At 71.9% G+C, this 17,701-nt stretch carries 17 protein-coding genes and 1 riboswitch; of the genes, 2 read left to right on the top strand and 15 right to left on the bottom strand.

Annotation, left to right across the window (positions count from 1 at the left end; translation table 11 throughout):
• Positions 1 to 2: 2 nt before the first annotated feature.
• Positions 3 to 881: an STM4011 family radical SAM protein gene (locus tag ACIP84_RS06105; RefSeq protein WP_401795701.1), complete on the top strand. Its 879-nt coding sequence runs from the start codon at positions 3 to 5 to the stop codon at positions 879 to 881.
• On the opposite strand, the gene ACIP84_RS06110 is transcribed toward ACIP84_RS06105, so the two are convergent.
• Together ACIP84_RS06110 and ACIP84_RS06115 are read right to left on the bottom strand one after the other, a co-directional pair.
• On the bottom strand, positions 868 to 1,662 hold the full coding sequence (locus ACIP84_RS06110) for an SGNH/GDSL hydrolase family protein (RefSeq protein WP_355959029.1): 795 nt from the start codon (positions 1,660 to 1,662) through the stop codon (positions 868 to 870). The two genes, ACIP84_RS06105 and ACIP84_RS06110, sit on opposite strands and share 14 nt — an antisense overlap.
• 171 nt (positions 1,663 to 1,833) lie before the next feature.
• A complete protein-coding gene (locus ACIP84_RS06115; protein ID WP_401795052.1) occupies positions 1,834 to 2,820 on the bottom strand; it encodes a LysM peptidoglycan-binding domain-containing M23 family metallopeptidase in 987 nt (328 codons plus the stop codon).
• Between the two features lie 4 nt (positions 2,821 to 2,824).
• A riboswitch (cyclic di-AMP (ydaO/yuaA leader) is annotated at positions 2,825 to 3,012 on the bottom strand.
• Positions 3,013 to 3,372: 360 nt separating this feature from the next.
• Between ACIP84_RS06115 and ACIP84_RS06120 the strand changes: the two genes are divergently transcribed.
• Entirely contained in the window at positions 3,373 to 4,194 is an 822-nt protein-coding gene (locus ACIP84_RS06120) for a tyrosine-protein phosphatase (RefSeq protein WP_401795055.1), read from the top strand.
• Positions 4,195 to 4,201: 7 nt separating this feature from the next.
• On the opposite strand, the gene ACIP84_RS06125 is transcribed toward ACIP84_RS06120, so the two are convergent.
• The 13 genes from ACIP84_RS06125 to ACIP84_RS06185 form a co-directional block, all read right to left on the bottom strand.
• Positions 4,202 to 4,357, bottom strand: a complete 156-nt coding sequence (locus tag ACIP84_RS06125) for a DUF6126 family protein (RefSeq protein WP_401795057.1) — start codon at positions 4,355 to 4,357, stop codon at positions 4,202 to 4,204.
• A gap of 34 nt (positions 4,358 to 4,391) precedes the next feature.
• Positions 4,392 to 5,051, bottom strand: coding sequence for a helix-turn-helix domain-containing protein (locus ACIP84_RS06130; protein WP_401795060.1), 660 nt, complete (start codon positions 5,049 to 5,051; stop codon positions 4,392 to 4,394).
• 72 nt (positions 5,052 to 5,123) lie between these two features.
• Positions 5,124 to 6,509 carry an aspartate aminotransferase family protein gene (locus ACIP84_RS06135; protein ID WP_355959022.1) on the bottom strand — a complete coding sequence of 462 codons (1,386 nt, stop codon included), beginning with the start codon at positions 6,507 to 6,509 and terminating at the stop codon, positions 5,124 to 5,126.
• A gap of 62 nt (positions 6,510 to 6,571) precedes the next feature.
• The gene (gene hpnH, locus ACIP84_RS06140) at positions 6,572 to 7,594 is read right to left on the bottom strand and encodes an adenosyl-hopene transferase HpnH (protein WP_355959021.1); all 1,023 of its coding nucleotides are present in this window, start codon (positions 7,592 to 7,594) and stop codon (positions 6,572 to 6,574) included.
• Positions 7,595 to 7,601: 7 nt separating this feature from the next.
• Entirely contained in the window at positions 7,602 to 8,261 is a 660-nt protein-coding gene (locus ACIP84_RS06145) for a 1-hydroxy-2-methyl-2-butenyl 4-diphosphate reductase (protein WP_355959020.1), read from the bottom strand.
• Positions 8,261 to 10,288 carry a squalene--hopene cyclase gene (shc, locus tag ACIP84_RS06150; RefSeq protein WP_401795065.1) on the bottom strand — a complete coding sequence of 676 codons (2,028 nt, stop codon included), beginning with the start codon at positions 10,286 to 10,288 and terminating at the stop codon, positions 8,261 to 8,263. Before shc ends, ACIP84_RS06145 begins: the two co-directional genes overlap by 1 nt.
• A 107-nt stretch (positions 10,289 to 10,395) precedes the next feature.
• Complete coding sequence (locus ACIP84_RS06155) at positions 10,396 to 11,496, bottom strand: polyprenyl synthetase family protein (protein WP_355959018.1); 1,101 nt, start codon at positions 11,494 to 11,496, stop codon at positions 10,396 to 10,398.
• On the bottom strand, positions 11,493 to 12,893 hold the full coding sequence (gene hpnE / locus ACIP84_RS06160) for a hydroxysqualene dehydroxylase HpnE (RefSeq protein ID WP_401795069.1): 1,401 nt from the start codon (positions 12,891 to 12,893) through the stop codon (positions 11,493 to 11,495). Before hpnE ends, ACIP84_RS06155 begins: the two co-directional genes overlap by 4 nt.
• Positions 12,894 to 13,023: 130 nt before the next feature.
• A complete protein-coding gene (gene hpnD, locus ACIP84_RS06165; RefSeq protein ID WP_355959016.1) occupies positions 13,024 to 13,974 on the bottom strand; it encodes a presqualene diphosphate synthase HpnD in 951 nt (316 codons plus the stop codon).
• Entirely contained in the window at positions 13,971 to 14,882 is a 912-nt protein-coding gene (gene hpnC, locus ACIP84_RS06170; RefSeq protein WP_401795074.1) for a squalene synthase HpnC, read from the bottom strand. Before hpnC ends, hpnD begins: the two co-directional genes overlap by 4 nt.
• A 313-nt stretch (positions 14,883 to 15,195) precedes the next feature.
• Positions 15,196 to 15,843 carry a TetR/AcrR family transcriptional regulator gene (locus ACIP84_RS06175; protein WP_401795077.1) on the bottom strand — a complete coding sequence of 216 codons (648 nt, stop codon included), beginning with the start codon at positions 15,841 to 15,843 and terminating at the stop codon, positions 15,196 to 15,198.
• 138 nt (positions 15,844 to 15,981) lie between these two features.
• Entirely contained in the window at positions 15,982 to 16,779 is a 798-nt protein-coding gene (locus ACIP84_RS06180; protein ID WP_355959011.1) for an ABC transporter ATP-binding protein, read from the bottom strand.
• Positions 16,772 to 17,701 carry an ABC transporter permease gene (locus tag ACIP84_RS06185; RefSeq protein ID WP_355959009.1) on the bottom strand — a complete coding sequence of 310 codons (930 nt, stop codon included), beginning with the start codon at positions 17,699 to 17,701 and terminating at the stop codon, positions 16,772 to 16,774. The genes ACIP84_RS06180 and ACIP84_RS06185 overlap by 8 nt, the downstream gene beginning before the upstream one ends.

The raw sequence follows: 17,701 nt of genomic DNA on the forward strand, positions 1-17,701 counted from the left end.
GCATGGACCTGACCCTGCTCTACCGCGGGCCGCTCTCCTCCTGCGACTTCGACTGCCCGTACTGCCCGTTCGCCAAGCGCCGGGACAGCCGGGAGCAGCTGCGCGCGGACCGGGCGGCACTCGAACGGTTCACCGGGTGGGCCGCCGGGCAGACCGAGGACCGGCTGCGCGTCCTCTTCACCCCGTGGGGCGAGGGCCTGGTCCGCTCCTGGTACCGGCGGGCGCTGGTCGAGCTGTCCCGGCTCCCCCACGTGGAGCGGGTGGCGATCCAGACGAATCTGAGCTGCCGGACCGACTGGCTGGCGGAGGCGGACGCGGAGACCGTGGCGCTCTGGTGCACGTACCACCCGGGCCAGACGCCGTACGAGCGCTTCCTCGCCAAGTGCGGGGAGCTGGCGGAGCGGGGCGTCCGCTTCAGCGTCGGTGTCGTCGGGCTCCCCGAGCACGCGGCGCACGCCCGGCGGCTGCGGGCCGCGCTGCCGGCGCACGTCTACCTCTGGGTGAACGCCGCGGAGGGGCACACGTACACCGACGCGGAGGCGGCGGAGTGGACGAGGATCGATCCGCTCTTCCCGTACAGCCGTCATCCGCACCGCTCGGCGGGGCTGCCGTGCCGGACCGGGGAGTCGGTGATCTCGGTGGACGGCGAGGGGACGGTACGGCGCTGCCATTTCGTGAAGACCGAGCTGGGGAACCTGTACGACGGCTCGTACCGCACCGCCCTCCGCCCCCGGGCCTGTCCCCTCGCCGTCTGCGACTGCCACATCGGCTACGTCCATCTGGAGACGCTGCCGCTGTACGACGTGTTCGCCGGCGGGGTCCTGGAGCGGATCCCCGCCGGCGGGCACCCGCCGGCGGGCCCCGGAACTACAGGGGCATGAGGTCGGGGCGCTTCGCCTCGACGTGGTCGCCGGAGCTCTCGCCGCGCAGCCGGCGGCCGATCCAGGGCACGAGGTACTCCCTGGCCCAGTGGATGTCGTCGCGGCGCACCTCCAGCGTGCCGCGCGGGGGTACCGGCGGCCACGCCTGGTCGGGGTCGGCCGGCACGGGCAGGCCGAGGACCTGGGCGGCGCGCAGGGCGACCCGGGTGTGGCCGTCGGACGAGAGGTGCAGCCGGTCGTCGTCCCAGGCGCGTCGGTCCTGCACGGACCTCAGGGACCAGAGGTCGAGGACCGGGCAGCCGTAGCGGTCCGCGATGGCCCGGACGTGCCCGTTGTACGTGGCGATCTTGCCGCGCAGGTGCTTGAGGAGCGTGACGCCTCGTGTGTCGAAGCCGGTTGTCACCATCACGGTGCCGACGGCGGAGGTGAGTTCGGCGACGGCTCGCTCGAAGCGCTCGGCGACCTCGTCGGGGTCGGTGCCGGGGCGGATGATGTCGTTTCCGCCGGCGCAGAAGGTCACCAGGTCGGGGGCGAGTTCCTTCGCCCGGGGGACCTGTTCCGCCACGATCTGGTCGAGGAGGCGCCCGCGTACGGCCAGGTTGGCGTAGCGGAAGGCGTCGTGCTCCGGCAGCTGGTCGGCGAGCAGCACCGCGAAGCGGTCCGCCCAGCCGACGTACGTCCCGTCGGGCCCGGGGTCTCCGACGCCCTCGGTGAAGCTGTCACCGATCGCCGCGTACGACCCGAATGCGTGCTTGTCTCTTGATCTCGAATCGTCTGCCACGGGAGCACATCCTTCCCTTTCGGATGTGACCTACGCGACCGTAAGGAGGGGTTGACGGCGGGTGACATATGCCACCGATAAAGAGTTTGCCAAGCCGGAATAGACCGGGAAGCACGCCGGAGGCCCGGCACGCGTCACGCGTGTGCCGGGCCTCGGGGTGACGACGGTGCGTCAGATGTTCACGCCGTGCTGGCGCAGGGCGGCGATCGGGTCGATGTCGGAGCCGTAGTCCGGCCCGGTCCGGATCTCGAAGTGCAGGTGCGGGCCGGTGACGTTGCCGGTCGCGCCGGAGAGGCCGATCTGCTCGCCGCCGCTCACGGTCTGGCCGGCGGAGACGGAGATCGAGGAGAGGTGGGCGTACTGGGAGAAGGTGCCGTCGGCGTGCTGGATGACGACCTGGTTGCCGTACGCGCCGCCGTCGCCGGCGGAGTAGACGGTGCCGGGGCCGACCGCGACGATCGTGGTGCCGGTGGAGGCCATGAAGTCGACACCGGTGTGGTAGCCGGAGGACCACATGGAGCCGGCGGCGCGGTACGGGGTGGACATGCCGCCGCTGACCGGGGCGAACCAGCCGGAGGCGGAGGTCTCGGCGCCGGCGGACTTCGCGGTCTTCGCGGCGGTCGTGTCCGCGGCCGGGGCGCTCGCGGCCGGGGCGGCGGAGCGCTCGCTGCTCCGGGAGGCGCGCGAGGTGTCGCCGTTCTTCCCGGTGCTCTTGGGGGCGGCCTTGGGCGCGGCGCTCTTCGGCGCGGCGGCCTTGGCGGTGCTCTTGGCGCCGAGGGTGAGCTTCATGCCGGGCATGATGAGCGAGGGGTTCTCGCCGACGACCTGACGGTTGTCCGCGTACAGCTTCTGCCAGCCGCCGGTGAGGTGGTGCTCGGCGGCGATCTTCGACAGGTAGTCGCCCCGCACGACGGAGTACGTCTTCGGCGCGGCCTTCGCGGCGGCGGGCGCGGCCTTGGCGAGGGCGGGGGCCTTCACCTGGGCGGCGGCGGTGACGGCCTGGCCGGGAGCGGCGGCCGGGGCGGCCTGCTCGGCGGCGTGGGCGCCGGTGGCACCGAGGAGCGGGAGGGCGACGACGGCGCCTCCCGTACCGGCTGCGGCGATTCCGCGGGTGAGGCGGTTGGACTTGATGCGGCGGTGCTTACCCTTCGCGGGCATGGCGAATTCCTCTCCGGCGCCTACGAGGTGAGCTGTCGGGTTCGGACGGGAGATGTCCGGCCGCGCTCTCACGCGGCTTCACCCCGAGCCGTCCTGCGTCGCGGGACCGGCGTACTTCCTGGGTCCCCCGCTCCTGCCACGCATGGGATGAGTGGAATTCCGGACGGTGGCAGGATTCGGCGGTCCGACCGGATTGACGGTGACGCTAGACGAGCGGGGTCGACGCGAACAAGCCAGTGATTTCCACCGGCATTCCGGCCACGGGTTTTCACCGGTAATCCCGGTCACCCTCCGTGGATGACGGACCCTCGATCTCCTTTTTCCGTACGGCAATTGGCCGGGCCCGTCGGCCACGATCCGTCACCTCTATGACCCTGCTCACGCGCTGCGGCTCATCTCGCCTGTAAACAGGGCGCGTTATACGCAAGGCCCCAATTCGGACAGATCACCCATTCCCGTCCAGGGGGGTGCGCCGACACGGCCCCACCTGGATGATTGCCCCTGGAACCGATCTCGCGTCGGGCACCCGAACGTCGACCATCAGGAGCATCCGTGACGCAGCAGCTGCCGCAGGTCCCGCCCATCGAGGCGAACGAGCCCGAGCTGGCCGAGGTCCGCAACTTCCGGGACGTGGGCGGCCTGCCGACGACGGACGGGCGCGCCGTACGCCCCGGCCGCCTCTACCGCAGCGGCCACCTCGCCCACGCCACCGAGGAGGACGTCACCTTCCTCGACTCGCTCGGACTGCACACCGTCTTCGACTTCCGGAACCTCGCCGACCGGAAGGTCGAAGGCCCGGACGTCGATCTGCCGGGCGTACGGAACGTGAACATACCCCTCAACGACCCCGCCGACGGAAAGGAGTTCTGGAAGCTGGTCCGAGACGGCGACATCGAGCAGCTGCGGGACATCCTCGGCGACGGCAAGGCCGCGACCCGAATGTCCGACTCGTACCGGAAGATGGTGGTCGAGCGGACCCCGGAGCACAGCCGGATCCTGCACGCACTGGCCGAGGACAGCCTGCCCGCCCTGATGCACTGCGCGGCCGGAAAGGACCGCGCCGGGCTGTCCATCGCGATCACGCTGCTGGCCGTCGGGGTCGAGCGGGAGGCGATCGAGGCCGACTACGTGAAGTCGAACGACCCGCACCGCCGCTACAAGGTACGCCGCAGCTCCACCGCCCCGGACGCGATGTCGCCCGAGGTGATGGAGCTGCTGAGCCCGCTGTTCGACGCGCGGGTGGAGTATCTGCGGGGCGCCTTCGAGACGATCGAGGCGACCTGGGGCTCGGTGGACGCCTACCTCTCCGAGGGCCTGAAGCTGTCCCCTGAGACCCGCGAGCTGCTGCGCGAGCGGCTGCTCACGGAGGCGTGACCAGGACCTACTGGCTCTGCCCGCCGAGCATGAAGAGCAGATAGAGGAAGCCGGCGAAGAGGTGGCCGGCGATCAGATAGGCGAAGAGGCGCAGGACGAGACCCTTGGGGAACTTGCCCTCGCCTCGCTCTTCGCCGGTGACGGCTCGTGACTTATCGGACATCTCAGCCCTTTTCTGTCGAAGGAAGTACGCGGGATCAGCGTCGGTGCGGAGTTCCGTCGCCGAGACACAGCTCGGCGACGGGGCTCTGCATCAGGGTGTGGACGAAGAGCAGCTCGGCCCCTCCGGGGGTCGCCGCCCCGATCCGGTGCGGGGTCAGCGAGTCGAAGTGCGCGCTGTCCCCGGGATCGAGGACGTGGACGGCCTCGCCGAGCGCGAGCCGCACCCGGCCCTCCAGGACGTGGATCCACTCCTCGCCGGGATGGACGCGCACGATGTCGCCCCGGGTGGCGTACGGCACGTGGACCCGCAGGCACTGCAGGGCGCGCCCGGCGCCGCCCGCCTGGCGGTAGATCCAGCCGTCGGCCTCGACGGGCTCGGAGCGCCCGGCGCGGACGACGGGGTCGCGCTCCGGGGGTGTCTCGCCGAGCAGCTCGGAGACCGTCGTACCGTAGATACGGGCGAGGGCCAGCAGCATCGGGAGCGAGGGCTGCCGGTTCCCGGTCTCCAGACGCGAGAGGTGGGCCGGCGAGAGGCCGGCCCGCTGGGCGGCGGCCTCCAGGGTGAGTCCCCGGCGGCGGCGCAGGGCCCGCAGCTGCGGGGCGACGTCGGGAAGGACGTCGGGGCCGGCGGCGCCAGGGGCGCCGGGGGCCGGGGCGGCAGGGTCCGGGGCGGCTTCCCCGGGGACGTGGTCCATGCGTCCATTCCGCCAGGATCGTGCCTCTGAGGCAAGTTTCTTGCCTCAGAGGCAAAAGCCCGGGCCGTACGGTCAGCGCTGTGCGACGGCCTGTTTCACCAGAGTCTTCCCGAAGTCCCACATCAGCCCGCCGCCACCGTGGGCGTCGTCCATGACCGCGGTGAAGGCGGTGACGAACCGGTCCACGTCCGCCTCGTCGACCACCAGCGGCGGAATCAGCTTGATCACCTCCAGATGGTCCCCCGAGACCTGGGTGAGGATCTGGTGCCGCTGGAGCAGCGGGACGACGACCATCTGGGCGAAGAGACCCTTCCGGGCCGCCTGGAGCATCGTCCAGCGTCCGCGCAGCCCCAGCGAGGACGGCCGGCCGAACTCGATCCCGATCATCAGTCCGCGGCCGCGGATCTCATGGAGCAGCTCGTACCGGGGCACGAGCTCCTTCAGCCGCCCGGAGAGCAGGTCGCCGATCCGGCGGGCGTGCGCGACCGTCCCCTCGTCCTCCATGACCGAGAGGACGGCGAGGCCGGCCGCCATGGCCTGCGCGTTCGATCCGAAGCTCGCCGAGTGGACCAGGACCCGGTCCATCGACGAGTAGACCTTCTTGAAGATCCAGTCCTTGCCGAGGGTGGCGCCGACCGGCACGTAGCCGCCGGAGAGCGCCTTGGCGACACAGACCAGGTCGGGTTCGACGCCGTCCTCGTGCTGGTACGCGTAGAAGTCGCCGGTCCTGCCGAGGCCGGTCTGCACCTCGTCGGCGATGAGCAGCGCCCCGTGCCGGTGCAGCAGCTCCTGAGCGGCCCGCAGGAAGCCCGGCGGGGCCTCGTGGACGCCCTTGCCCTGGATGGGTTCGACGATGAAGGCCGCCACGTCGCCCTTGCGCAGTTCCCGCTCCAGGGCGTCGAGGTCGCCGAGCCCGATCGCCGTGTCGGGCAGCAGCGGGGCGAAGCCGTCCCGGAAGCCGTTCTCGCCGTTGACGGAGAGGGAGCCGGTGGTGAGCCCGTGGAAGGCGTGGGTGCAGTAGAGGACCCTGGGCCGCCCGGTGGCGTACCGGGCGAACTTGAGGGCGGTCTCCACGGCCTCCGTGCCGCTGTTGCCGAAGAAGACCCGGTCGAGGTGCGGGCTGTGCGCGAGCAGTGCCTCGGCGAGGAGCCCCGGCAGCGGCTGGCAGTCGAAGCGGGTGAGGTCGGCGAGCTGGGCGTCCAGGACGTCGTGGAGGGCCTTGCGGACGACGGGGTGGTGCCGTCCGAGGCCCATCACGCCGAAGCCGGCGAGCATGTCGAGGTGGTCGACCCCGTCGGCGTCCCAGAAGTGGGCGCCCTCGGCCCGCTCGTACACCTTGTCGAAGCCGATGGTGTGGAGCATGCGCGGCAGCTGGTGGTTGAGATGGCGGGCGTGGAGCTCGTACCGCTCGCCGCCGCGCTCGGCCAGCAGCGCCCGCAGGTCGAACTCACCCGTCACGGCCGCTCACCCGTTCCATGGGCGGTCACCGGCTCCATGGGCCGTCACCCTTTCGCGGTCGCTCACCCGTTGTTCCCGGAGACGGTCTCCCTGACCGCTCGCAGGGATTCCTTGAGAGAACCCATGGTGGCGAGGACGGCGGTGGGTTCGTAGCCGCAGTGCGCCATGCAGTTGGCGCAGCGCGGATCCTTGCCGCGGCCGTACTTGTCCCAGTCGGTGTCCTCGATGAGTTCGCGGTACGTGGGGACGTATCCGTCGCTCATGAGATAGCAGGGTCGCTGCCAGCCGAAGAGCGAATAGTTCGGAATGGCCCAGGCGGTGCACGGGAAGTCCGCCTTTCCTTCCAGGAAGTCCAGGAAGAGCGGCGAGTGGTTGAGCCGCCAGCGTCGCCGGTTTCCGCCGGCGAAGGCCTTCTTGAAGAGCTCGCGGGTCTGCTCGACGCCGAGGAAGTGCTCCTGGTCGGGAGCCTTCTCGTACGCGTACGCGGGCGAGATCATCATCTCGTCGACCTGGAGGTCGTCGTTGAGGTAGTTGAGCACCTCGATGATGGTCTGCGGGGTGTCGGTGTTGAAGAAGGTCGAATTGGTGGTGACGCGGAAACCGCGCCGCTTGGCCTCCTTGATGGCGGCCACCGCCTCGTCGAACACGCCTTCCTTGGCGACGGATTCGTCGTGCCGCTCGCGCAGGCCGTCGATGTGCACGGCGAAGGCGAAGTACGGCGAGGGCGTGAAGTTCTCCAGCTTCTTGCGCAGCAGCATCGCGTTGGTACAGAGGAAGACGTACTTCCGCTTGGCCACCAGCTGGCGCACGATCTCATGGATCTGGGGGTGCATCAGAGGCTCGCCGCCCGCGATGGACACCATGGGGGCGCCGGACTCGAGGACGGCGCCGACCGCCTGGGCGACCGGCATGCGCTGCTTGAGGACGCCTGCCGGGTGCTGGATCTTGCCGCAGCCCTCGCACTTGAGGTTGCAGGCGAACAGCGGCTCCAGCTCGACGATCAGCGGGAACTTCTCACGCTTGCGGAGTTTCTGTTCGAAGAGATAGGTCCCGACCCGGATGGACTGACGGAGCGGCATGGCCATAACTCGCTCACCTCCTGGGGAGCAGCAAAGAACGGTGCCATTCGAAGAATGCGGGAAGGACGGCACGAAGAACACGGAAGGCCGATATTCCCCCGCGTACCGTGCCGATCCGGACCAGTTCATGTTCTGGAGCGTCCACGACCACCCGGACGGCCGCAACCGGGCGGGCGTCCGGGCCCGGACCGCCACGCGCCGTCCCCAGCGTCGCGGCGGACTCCATGTCGACGGCGATGGCGCCGGTGGCGCGCAGCGCGGACCGCTCGGGGCCGCGCACCACATGGTCGGAGCCGGTCAGCGGCCCGGTGTGGACGGCCCGCCCGGGCACGGCCCTGACCAGGGCTTTCACCAGGAGCTCGGTGCCGGTGCAGGAGATCGTGCCGTCGGGACCGCGGGTCTCGTCGGCGACGATCAGGTCCCCCGGGTGCATCCCCGGGGCGAGCCCGGCGCAGAAGCCGGAGGCGATGACGGCGGCGTCCTGCCATCCGGGTGCGTCGAGGGCACGGGAGACGGCCCGGCGGGCCCGGTCGGGCCCCATGCCCGTACGGAGCACCGTGACGGGTCCGGGGGCGCCGGCCCGGTCCCCGCTGCGCAGGGCGAGCTGCTCGATGCCGAGGGCGCAGGCGATCAGCAGCGGCGGTGGGGCGCCGGGGCCCGGCTCGCGCCCCATCAGCGGGCCTTGCCGGGCGAGGGCTCCCCGTACACGTAGCGTCCGAGCGCCGTGAGCGGGAAGACCTGACGGTAGAGGTGGTAATTGATCGAGAAGTCCCAGGGGAAGCCCGTGCCCGTGAAGTACGGCTCGTCCCAGGAGCCGTCCTCGCGCTGGGTCTCGGCCAGCCAGGCGACGCCCCGGCGGACGGGTTCGGAGTCCCGCTCACCGGCCGCGAGGAGGGCGATCAGCGCCCAGGCGGTCTGGGAGGCGGTGGACGCGCCGCGCCCGATCCACTCCTCGTCGTGGTACGAGCGGAGGTCCTCGCCCCAGCCGCCGTCCTCGTTCTGCACGGACCCGAGCCAGCGGACGGACCGGCGGATCGCCGGGTGGGAGACGGGCAGCCCGGCCGCGGTGAGCGCGGGGACGACCGAGCCCGTGCCGTAGACGTGGTTGACGCCCCAGCGGCCGAACCAGGCGCCGTTCGGCTCCTGTGCGGCGAGCAGCCAGTCGATTCCCCTGCGGGTACGGGGGTCCTGGGCCAGGCCCTCGAAGGCGAGCATCTCCACCACATGGGCGGTGACGTCGGCGGAGGGCGGGTCGATCACCTCGCCGAAGTCGCAGAACGGCAGCTTGTTGGGGAGGGCGCTGGTGTTGTCGGCGTCGAAGGCGCCCCAGGCGCCGCCCTTCGACTGCATCCCGAGCGTCCACCGCGCGCCCCGGGCGACGGCCGCCTCCAGCCGGGCGGGGTCGGGGTGTCTGACCCGGCGGAAGGCGAGGAGCACCTCGGCGGTGTCGTCGATGTCGGGGTAGTTGTCGTTGTGGAACTCGAACGCCCAGCCGCCCGGGGGCAGTCCGGGCCGCCGCACGGCCCAGTCCCCGGTCCGGGTGATCTCCTCGTCGAGCATCCAGTCGACGGCCTTCACCAGGGCCGGGTGGTCGGGTTCGAGCCCGGCGTCGGCGAGCGCGATGGTGGCGAGGCAGGTGTCCCAGACGGGCGACTGGCAGGCCTCGATCATCCGCGAGCCGTCCTCGCGCCACACGGCGAACCGGTCGAGCGACGCGAGTCCGGCGCGCATGACGGGGTGCTGGAGGTCGTAGCCGAGGAGGTGGAGGGCGATGACCGAGTAGACGGCGGGCGGCTGGATGCCGCCCCAGCAGCCGTCGTTCTCCTGGCGCTCGATGATCCAGCGCGCGGCCTGGTTCATCGCGGTCCTGCGCAGGGCGCGCGGTGCCACCCGGTGGTAGACGTGCAGCGCCTTGTCGAGGCGCTGGAAGAGCCCGTCCCAGCCGGTGGCCGGGGCGAGCGGCCGGGGCGGGTCGGGCAGGTCCGGGTCGGTGTGCAGCTCGTCGAGCGGGAAGGGCGCGGGGCGGACCGGGCGCTTCGCGGAGACCACGGTGAGCGGCACGATGGTCTGCCGGGCCCAGCAGCCGAAGTCGTAGATGTTGAGCGGGAACCACTTGGGCAGGAAGATCAGTTCCGGGGGCAGCTCGGGCAGGTCCTCCCAGCGCCACCAGCCGAAGAGGGCGAGCCAGATCCTGGTGAAGACCCGGGCGGAGGCGATGCCGCCGGCGGCGCGGGCCCAGGCGGAGGCCCGGGCCATGTGCGGGGCCTCGGGCGGGTCTCCGGCGAGCCGCAGGGCCACATAGGCCTCGACGGTGGCGGAGAGGTCGCCCGGCCCGCCGTAGAAGGTGGCCCAGGCGCCGTCCTCGCGCTGTTCGCGGCGGATGTGGAGGGCCGCGGCGTGCGTGGTGTCGGCGTCGAGGATGCCCAGGAACTGGCGGAGGAGGAGGTCCTCGGCGTCCATGGTGACGTTGGTCTCCAGGTCGCCCTTCCACCAGCCCTCGGGGTCCTGCCGGGCGAGGAGGTGCCCGGCGGCCCGTTCCGCCGCCCGCGCGGCGGCCTCGTCGAGGCGGGCCGCGTCGGGCGGGGCGGTCCTGCCGAGCCCCGGCGCGGCGGCACCACCGGGTCGGGGCTCGTTCGTCGTGCTGGCCGCGGCTGCCCGGGGGCCCACGGCCCCGGCGCTTCCGTCGGTCGTCGCTGTCATGGCTTCCCCTTTGCGCAGTCGGTTACTTCTGCTTCTACGGGTCTGCCGTCGGCCGGCGCCGGGTGGCACCGGCCGGCGACCGCGAACTCATATCAGGGTGATGGTGATCATCTCTTCCGTACGACCACGAAGTCGGCGAGCGCGACGAGCTGCGCCCGCACCCGGGCGGGCATGTCCACCTCGTCGAGGGCCTCGATCGCGATCGTGTGCTGGCGGCGGGCCTCCTGGGAGGTCCACTCGCGGCCTCCGGCCTCCTCGATGAGGGCCGCGCGGGTGGCGAACTCCTCCTCGGAGAAGGTGTCGAAGTCGTTGGACTTGGCGTCCGCGGCGAGCAGTTCGCCGAGGCGCTCGGATGCGGGTCCGCCGGCGGCGAGCGCGGCGACGACCGGCAGGGACTTCTTGCGCTGGCGCAGATCGCTCCAGGTCTGCTTGCCGGTGGCCTCCGGGTCGCCCCAGATGCCGAGCAGGTCGTCGACGGCCTGGAAGGCGAGCCCGAGGTGGTACCCGTACTCCTCCAGCTTGTCGGCGGTGCGGTCGTCGGCCCCGCCGAGGACGGCGCCGATGGAGACCGCGCAGGCGAGCAGGGCGCCGGTCTTGTTGCCCTCCATCTCCAGGCACTCCTCGACGGTGACCCGCTCGCGGTGCTCGTAGGAGATGTCCTGGGCCTGGCCGTCGATGAGCTTGCGGCTCGCGGTGGTGAGCCGGCGGGTCGCCCGGCCGGCCTCCACCGTGCCGAGCTCCAGCAGGATCTCGTTGGCCAGGGCGAACAGGGCGTCGCCGACCAGGATGGCCTGCGCGGGGCCGTGCACCTTCCACACGGTGTCGCGGTGGCGGCGCTGCTCGTCCCCGTCCATCAGGTCGTCGTGCAGCAGCGAGAAGTTGTGGACGAGCTCCACGGCCACGGCACCGGGGATCCCGACCTCGGGGGCGACGCCCGCGGCCTCGGCCGACAGCAGGGCGAGCGCGGGGCGGACCGCCTTGCCGCTGTCCCCCTCCGTGGGGTTGCCCTGCGCGTCGATCCAGCCGAAGTGGTAGGCGGCCACGGTGTCCATGGGCGGCGCGAGGCGGTCGACGGCCGCCCGCAGTACGGGGGTGGACAGGGTCCGCCCCCGCTCCAGCAGTGCGGACACGTCCGCGGTGTCGACGGCCGGATTACCCGGCGGCACAGTCGGCACGGTCTCTCCTCTTGTTCCGGTACTCACACTCATGCCGCCTCCTGCAGCGGATGGTCATGGCGGCGGCCGAGGGCGGAGAGCGCGGCACCCGCGGCGCTGAAACCACTGCGGACGGCACCCTCCATGGTCGCGGGCCAGCCGGTGGCGGTCCAGGCCCCGGCCAGGAAGAGCCCCGGTGCCTGGGTGCGGGCGCCGGGGCGGAGCCGGCCGACGCCCGGGGTGGGGGCGAACGTGGCCGTCCGCTCCCTGGTGACGAAGAAGTCGCGGATCCCGGCGCCGCGCGCGGCGGGCAGCAACCGCTCCAGCTCGGGGAGGTACTTCGCGCGCAGGGCGGCGACGGGTTCGTCGATCTCGTCCTGGGCGGCGGACTGGGAGACGGCGAGGTACTGGCCGGCGCCGGTGAGCCCGGAGGAGTCCGTGCGGTCGAAGACCCACTGCACCGGGGAGCCGAGAGCGGTGAAGAACGGGCGCTTCAGCACCTTGCGGTCGTAGACCACGTGCAGGTTGAGGATGGGCGCGGTGGCGATGTCGAGGAGCCGGTCGGGGTCGTCGAGGGCGCCCTCGGGCAGCAGGCCGTGGGTCTCCTCCTGCGGTACGGCGAGGACGACGGCGTCGGCGACGAGCGTCTCGCCCGGCACGTCGACGGCCCAACGCCCGTCGTCGGTACGGGAGATCCGCTCGGCCTTGGTGCGGAGCGCGGTGCGCACCCCGAGGGCGTCGAGCTCCTTCGCGGCCCGGGTGTCGTGGAGTTCGCCGAGCGGGACGTGGGCCCAGCCGATGTCGGCGGCACCGGGCTCGGAGAGGAGACCGGTCTTGAAGACCATCGCGGCGAGTCCCATGGAGGCCTGCGGGGCCGGGGCGTTGAGGGTGGGGATGCCGACCAGGTCCCAGAGGGCGTCGACGGTCCGCGGGGACTGGCCGTGCCGGCCGAGCCAGGTGGCGAAGTCGATGCCGTCGAGCGCCGGGTCGGCGGGGTCGAGCTTCCGCAGGGCGAGCGCGGCCCGGCCGACGGAGGCGCGCTCCGCGAGCGAGAGGTGCGGGTAGGTCGCGAGGCTGCGCGCCAGGTGCAGCGGTACGGGGAGGTTGTCGCGGCGGATCCGGCCGAGCCGCGGCCCTCGGGGGTGCGCGACGTCGAGGACGGGGACGTCGAGGCGGTCCTGGAGGGGGGCGAGCCGGGCGGCGTCGAGCCGGTCGAGGAACCAGCGGTAGGCGGTGCAGCAGCGCAGGTAGACGTGCTGGCCGTTGTCGACGGTGAGGTCGCCCCGGCGGAAGGAGAAGGCGAGGCCGCCGAGCCGGGGCCTGCCGTCGAGGAGGGTGACGCCGACACCGGCTTCGGCGAGCTGGAGGGCGGTGGTGATGCCGGCGAGCCCGCCGCCGACGACGACGGCCTGCGGCTGCCGGCTGTGCTGCCCGGTTCCTTCGTGGGTCACACGGCCTCCGTTCGGTCCGTCGTGGTCAGGGTCGTCGCGGGGGTCGTCCCGGCCCGGGCCGCCCACGGCAGGGACGCCGGTGCGGTACCCGGGGTTGCCCGGCGGGCGGGGTGGGCGGCGTACGGAGGCATCAGGCACGCCTCCTGACGGCGCGCCGGGCGACGGTGCGGGTGTCGAGGCCGGAGAGGCCGCGCACCGCGACGTACGCCTTCTCGCGGCCAGGCAGCGAGACACGGCCGCGCAGCACGGCCTCGGGGTCGCGTTCGATCCGGTCGAGGAGACGGCGGTAGATGCCGGCCATGGCGGCGACACAGGCGCCGCTGCGCCGGTCGAGCATGGGAAGCAGCCGGTAGCCCTCGGCGAACAGGGCGCGGGCGCGCCGCACTTCGAAGTGGACGAGCCCGGCGAAGTCGGCGCCGGCGGGCGGCTTCGCGCTGCCGAAGCCGTCACCGCAGCCGAACTTGGCGAGGTCGTCGGCGGGCAGATAGGTCCGCCCGTTCCCGGCGTCCTCGCGTACGTCCCTGAGGATGTTGGTGAGTTGGAGCGCGAGGCCCAGGGTGTCGGCGTACTCGGGTGCGCGGTCGGCGCCCTGGGCGCCGGGCTGAGTGCCGAAGACGCCGAGGGAGATCCGGCCGATCGCCCCCGCGACACAGCGGCAGTAGACCTTGAGGTCGTCCCAGGTCTCGTAGGTCTCGCCGTGCACGTCCTTGAGGACGCCGTCGATGAGTTCGTCGAGGCCGCCGAGCGGGATCGGGAAGCGGCGGGCCGAGTCGGCGAGGGCGACGGCGACCGGGTCGGTGTCGTCCTCGTCGATCTTCCCCGCGCGGACCCGGTCGAGCAGCTCGCGGGTGGCCTCCAGGCGTTCCTGCTTGGCCTCGGGCGCGAGAGTGCCGTCGCCGATGTCGTCGACGCGCCGGGAGAACGCGTAGAGCGCGGACATCGCCTGGCGCTTCTCGGTCGGCAGCAGCCGGATTCCGTAGGCGAAGTTCCGCGCCTGCTGTCCGGTGACGGCCTCGCAGTAGCTGTAGGCGGCCAGTACCGGTGCGGACGGCTGGGGCTGTGCCTCCACGGTCGCGCTCACCCCTCTCTCCGCGCCCGGAGCAGAACCGCTCCCACCTGGCGCATCAGGCTCGGCTTGGTGGCCTTCGGTGGGCCGGTCAGCACGTCGTATCCGGCGTCGGTGATCGCGTCGAGTGCCGCGAGTCCCCCTGCGGTGAAGCCCGCCAGGAGGAGGCGGAGCCGGCCGTGGACACTGCCGACGAGCGGGGCGCCCGCGTGGAGCAGGTCGCGGGCCCGTCCGGCCTCGAAGGCGATCAGGGCGCGCACGGAGGCGCCGGCGGTGGGCCTTGCGAGGTCGCTCTCGGTGACGTGGAACCGCTTGAGGTCCTCGGCGGGGAGGTAGACGCGGTCGTTGCCGAGGTCCTCGGCGACGTCCTGGAGGTGCTCGACGATCTGGAGGGCGGTGCAGATCTCGTCGGAGCGCCTGATCCGCTCGGGGGTGTCGGTGCCGGTGATGCCGAGGACGAGCCGCCCGACGGGGTTGGCGGAGAGCTCGCAGTACGCGAGGAGGTCGTCGTACGTCTCGTAGCGGCCGACCTGCTGGTCCTGGCGGTTGGCGGCGATCAGGCCGAGGAACGGTTCGGGGGTGAGCCCGCACCGGCGCACGGTCGGCACGAGGCCCTGGAGGAGGGGGTGGCGGGGGGTGCCGTCGAAGACGCGGCGGAGGTCGGCCTCGAAGGCGTCGAGGAGGGTGAGCCGGTCCTGTGCCGTCGCCGGGTCGAGGCCGAGGTGGCGGGCGTCGGCGCCGCCGGGGGCGAGGTCGCCGTCCCCGATGTCGTCGACGAGGCGGGCGAAGCCGTAGACGGCCATCAGGTCGTCGCGCCAGGCCCGGGGCAGGAAGAAGGGGGCCACGGGGAAGTTCTCGTCCGCGGCCTTGCCGAGGGTGGCGCGCGAGGAGGCGTCGATGCGCGCCTGCCGGGTGTCCGTCACAGGTCACTGCCCGACGGAGGGACGGCGAGACCCTCGTGGAGCTGGAGATTCTGCGTCATGGCCGTCACGTCTCCCGTTCTACACTGCCGAGTCAATCCATCCTATTTCGGACACGCCGCCGACCCCTGCCCGTAGAGCCGTCGCCCGGAGGCCCGATGGTCGTGGGGTATCGCCCTACTTGCCGCGAAACAGACCGGTCCAGCTTACGTCGTACGACGGCCGTCGCCGTTCCGGGGTGCCGGGCGCCCCGGGCCTCGCCCGCACGCGCCGTCAACCCTGCGGCAGAGCAAGGGAGTTCGAGTTCCGGTGGAGGTCAGAGGGCGCGGGTGCCGGAGAAGACCATGGCGAGGGTGGTCTCGACGACGGCGTTCCTGCGCTGCACGGGAAGCCGCCGAAGAGGCCCTTCGAGCAGGAGAAGTGACAGTCCGTGCACGGCCGACCACGCTGCGACGCCGGCGGCGTGGCGGACGGCCGGGCGGGGGGCACCGGCGTGGGCGAGGCCTTCGAGGGCGTCCCGGAGCAGGGTGAAGGCGCGGATCTCGGGTTCGGGCACCTGACGCTCCGGCATCGGCCCGGCCGTTCCGTCCGGGCGGGGCACGCAGAACGCGGCCCGGTAGAGGCCGGGCTGGTCGACGGCGAAGCCGACGTACCCCCGGCAGAGCGCGGCGAGCCGGCGCTCCGCCGCGAGGGCGGGGTCGTCGGCCCCGGGCTCGCGGCCCGCGGCCCGCTCCATGGCGTCGGCGAGCACGCACTGGGCATGGGTCCTGACGGTGCGGAGGAGTTCACCGCGTCCGTCGAAGTGGCGGTAGGCGGCGGTGGGCGAGACGCCCACCCGGCGGGCCGCCTCGCGCAGGACGACCCGTTCGGGGCCGCCCTCGGTGGCGAGGTCGACGGCGGCGCAGATCAGCGCGTTGCGCAGATCGCCGTGGTGGTAGGTCTTTCCCCCCGAGATCGCTGCCATGGGCTCATCCTGCCCGATGTTGCCAGCATGAACATTCCAGGTGGCGGCACGACGCGCGGAAAACGGAACCAGCCCCACCGGAAACGGCGCCGCCCCCGCCGTGAAGGCGGGGGCGGCGGAACGCTGCGGGGCTCGGGATCAGCGGGCGGTCTCCCGCTCGTACGCCCTGAGGACCTCCTCCGTGGGGCCGTCCATCAGGAGCTGCCCCTTCTCCAGCCAGAGCACCCGGTCGCAGGTGTCCCGGATGGACTTGTTGCTGTGGCTCACCAGGAAGACCGTGCCGGCCTCCTTGCGGAGCTCGCGGATGCGCTCCTCGGAGCGGATCTGGAACGAGCGGTCACCGGTCGCCAGCGCCTCGTCGATGAGGAGGACGTCGTGGTTCTTGGCGGCCGCGATGGCGAAGCGGAGCCGGGCGCCCATACCGGAGGAGTACGTGCGCATGGGCAGGCTGATGAAGTCGCCCTTCTCGTTGATCCCGGAGAAGTCGACGATGCTCTCGTAGCGCTCGCGCACCTCCTCGCGGCTCATGCCCATGGCGAGGCCGCCCAGGATCACGTTGCGCTCACCGGTGAGGTCGTTCATGAGAGCCGCGTTGACACCGAGGAGCGAGGGCTGACCGTCCGTGTAGACCTTGCCGCTCTCGGTGGGGAGCAGCCCGGCGACGGCACGCAGGAGCGTGGACTTGCCGGAGCCGTTGGAGCCGATCAGGCCGATGGCCTCACCGCGGTAGGCGGTGAAGGTGACGCCGCGGACCGCGTGGACCTTGCGGACGCCCCGGTTGACCTCGGCCTTGCCGCGGCCGACGATCCGGCTGAGCGCCGCCGTGGCGCTGCCCTTGCCGCCGCCACCGGTGTTGACCCGGTAGACGATGTGGACGTCGTCGCAGATGACGGTGGGAACGTCGGACCGCTTGGTGTTCGAGTCGGTGTCAGCCACGGCCGTACCTCTCCTCGGCCTTCCAGAAGTAGACGAAGCCGCCGATGCCGAAGACCAGGGCCCAGGCGAGCGCGGTCATCCAGACGTGCGCCGGCAGGTTCTCGGAGCCGTAGCCGTCGATCAGCGCGAACCGGATGAGGTCCATGTAGACGGCCGCCGGGTTGTACATGAGGATGTCGCCGATCCACGCCGGCTTGTCGGCCAGCATCGTGCGGAGCGAGAACATCACGCCGGACGCGTACATCCAGGTGCGCATCACGAACGGCATCAGCTGCGCCAGGTCGGGGGTCTTCGAGCCCATCCTGGCCATGATCAGGGCCAGCCCGACGTTGAACACGAACTGGAGGAACAGTCCCGGGATCACCAGCAGCCACCGGAGGGAGGGGTAGCTGCCGAACGAGACCACGATCGCCACGAGCACGATCATCGAGTACAGCAGCTGCTGGAGCTGCTGGAGCGAGAAGGAGATCGGCAGGGAGGCCCGCGGGAAGTGCAGGGCCCTCACCAGGCCCAGGTTCCCGGAGATCGCCCGGACGCCGGCCATGACCGAGCTCTGGGTGAAGGTGAACACGAAGATGCCGGTGACCAGGAACGGGATGTACACGTCCTTGGACATCCCCTGGCTCGCGCCCAGGATGAGCCCGAAGATCAGGTAGTAGACCAGGGCGTTCAGCAGCGGGGTCGCCACCTGCCACACCTGGCCGAGCTTGGCCTGGCTGTACTGGGCGGTCAGCTTCGCCGAGGAGAACGCCATGATGAAGTGGCGGCGGCTCCACAGCTCACGGACGTACTCGAACAGTCCGGGCCTGGCGCCGCTGACCGAGAGACCGTACTTCGCGGCCAGCGCGGCCGGCGTGAGGCCCTCGTCGACGGACGGGGGCGCGCTCGTCGCGACCGCCCCGCCCTGCTGTGTGTCACTCAC

Origin of the sequence: Streptomyces sp. NPDC088707 (assembly GCF_044752725.1) — a bacterium.
Taxonomy (GTDB): domain Bacteria; phylum Actinomycetota; class Actinomycetes; order Streptomycetales; family Streptomycetaceae; genus Streptomyces.

Excerpts from the sequence above, each read along its gene's own strand:
- ACIP84_RS06105 (WP_401795701.1), top strand. The coding sequence starts at position 3 with ATGGACCTGACCCTGCTCTACCGCGGGCCGCTCTCCTCCTGCGACTTC.
- ACIP84_RS06115 (WP_401795052.1), bottom strand. The coding sequence starts at position 2,820 with ATGCCCGCGAAGGGTAAGCACCGCCGCATCAAGTCCAACCGCCTCACC.
- ACIP84_RS06125 (WP_401795057.1), bottom strand. The coding sequence starts at position 4,357 with ATGTCCGATAAGTCACGAGCCGTCACCGGCGAAGAGCGAGGCGAGGGC.
- ACIP84_RS06130 (WP_401795060.1), bottom strand. The coding sequence starts at position 5,051 with ATGGACCACGTCCCCGGGGAAGCCGCCCCGGACCCTGCCGCCCCGGCC.
- hpnH (WP_355959021.1), bottom strand. The coding sequence starts at position 7,594 with ATGGCCATGCCGCTCCGTCAGTCCATCCGGGTCGGGACCTATCTCTTC.
- ACIP84_RS06145 (WP_355959020.1), bottom strand. The coding sequence starts at position 8,261 with ATGGGGCGCGAGCCGGGCCCCGGCGCCCCACCGCCGCTGCTGATCGCC.
- shc (WP_401795065.1), bottom strand. The coding sequence starts at position 10,288 with ATGACAGCGACGACCGACGGAAGCGCCGGGGCCGTGGGCCCCCGGGCA.
- ACIP84_RS06155 (WP_355959018.1), bottom strand. The coding sequence starts at position 11,496 with ATGAGTGTGAGTACCGGAACAAGAGGAGAGACCGTGCCGACTGTGCCG.
- ACIP84_RS06175 (WP_401795077.1), bottom strand. The coding sequence starts at position 15,843 with ATGGCAGCGATCTCGGGGGGAAAGACCTACCACCACGGCGATCTGCGC.